This window comes from Staphylococcus sp. 231237_7MaSpsaltlick (assembly GCF_043107035.1).
Map to the genome: position 1 here is coordinate 1 of NZ_JBICNX010000092.1, position 2,042 is coordinate 2,042.

Below are 2,042 nucleotides of genomic sequence, written 5' to 3' on the forward strand. Positions count from 1 at the left end.
GCTCAATAATGGTTCTGAAATTAAAATCTAAATATGAAGTTGTTACATTATATTGTCATGAACAGCTTGACTGGATTGAAAATACAGAAGAAGTGAAATATCACAATTTAAAAAACGTTTATACTACAAAAGGGGGTTAAAATATGAAAACCAAAAAGATATTAATCCTTTGTCAGTATTTTTATCCTGAATATGTTTCATCAGCAATATTGCCAACACAAATGGCAGAAGATCTAGTGAAAAAGGGTCTAAATATTGATGTTATATGTGGTTGGCCATATGAATACTCGAAATCACACAAAATATTAAAAAAAGAAAAATATAATGGAGTGAAGATTAGAAGATTAAAATATGCTCAATTTGATAATAAATCTAAAGTTGGTAGATTAATTAACTTTTTCTCTTTGTTTACAATGTTTTTAATTAATATGCCTAGAATGTTGAAATATGATCATATATTAGTTTATTCTAATCCTCCAATTTTACCTTTTATACCTGATTTAATACACAGAATATTTAAGAAGAAATACTCGTTTGTTGCTTATGATATAGCACCAGATAATGCAATTAAAACAGGTGCAACTAAACCAGGTAGTATGATTGATAAGGTAATGAAATATATAAATAAACATGTTTATAAAAATGCAGAACATGTTATTGTTTTAGGTACTGAAATGAAAAATTATATATTAGAGAATAAAATTTCTAATAATAAAAATAATATTCATGTTATACCTAATTGGTATGATGAAAAATCTTTGATTAAAGATAATGTATATAATGATGAGTTTAAAAATATTAAAAGTAAGTATAAAAAGATACTTTTATATAGTGGGAATATGGGACAACTTCAAGATATGGAAACTATTATGCAATTACTTAAAGGTGTTAAAGAAAATAAAGAAATAGCTACTGTTTTATGTGGACATGGTAAGAAGAAAGAATTAGTAGATGATTTTATTAAAAATAATAAAATAGAGAATGCCTTTGTTTATGATTTTCTTACTGGAACAGATTATTCTGATGTACTTAATATTGCAGATTGTTGCATAGCTTCACTTGTACCTGGGGGTATTGGCCTAGGTGTACCAAGTAAAAATTATGGATATTTAGCTGCTGGAAAACCACTTATCGCAATTATGGATAAAGAAACAGATATAGTTAAACAAATAAAATCTTATAATGCTGGTTTTCATGTCTATAATCAAGATTTTAAATCGATTATAAACTTTGTGGAAAATAATAGTCCTAAAGAATTTGAACAAATGGGCAGTAATGCCTATGAAATTTACAAAGAGAATTATACGAGAGAATTAAGTACAGAAAAGTATTATAATTTACTGAAATAAAGGTGGAGAACCATGAAAAAGTTGTTTGATATATGTAGTTCTTTATTTGCAGTATTTATTTTTTCACCAATATTAATCGTTACATCTATAGCTATTAAATTAGAATCTAAAGGACCGATCGTTTTTAAGCAAAAACGACCTGGTATAAATAATAAAATCTTTAATATTTATAAATTTAGATCTATGAAAGTTGAAACACCAGATGTAGCAACTGATAAAATTGACGCTAATATGTACATTACTAAATCAGGACGTTTTATTAGAAAAACTTCAATTGATGAATTACCTCAATTATTTAATATTATTAAAGGTAATATGTCGGTAGTTGGTCCAAGACCGGCATTATACAATCAATACGATTTAATTGCTAAAAGAACTAATGAAAATGTACATACTGTAAAACCTGGCTTAACAGGCTTAGCACAGGTTATGGGCAGAGATGATATTACGGATGATCAGAAAGTACAATATGATAAATATTATGTTGAAAATCAAACTTTCATATTAGACATGTTTATTATATATAAAACGATTAGAAACACTATTACATCTGAAGGTGTGAAACATTAATGGGAAAAACAATTTTAATCACTGGTAAGAATGGATATGTTGGAAATCAGTTAAATGATTATTTAAAAGCACAAGGAAATGTTGTTGAACTTATTAATGTAAAAGGAAATCAATGGAAAGAAC

2 protein-coding genes are annotated in these 2,042 nt (G+C 26.5%); both read left to right on the forward strand.

What is annotated here, in order from left to right:
* The first annotated feature begins 143 nt into the window (after window positions 1-143).
* Entirely contained in the window at window positions 144-1,349 is a 1,206-nt protein-coding gene (locus ACF91D_RS29940; RefSeq protein WP_325962916.1) for a glycosyltransferase family 4 protein, read from the forward strand.
* Between the two features lie 12 nt (window positions 1,350-1,361).
* Window positions 1,362-1,919, forward strand: coding sequence for a sugar transferase (locus ACF91D_RS29945; protein ID WP_325962915.1), 558 nt, complete (start codon window positions 1,362-1,364; stop codon window positions 1,917-1,919).
* Window positions 1,920-2,042: the final 123 nt, after the last annotated feature.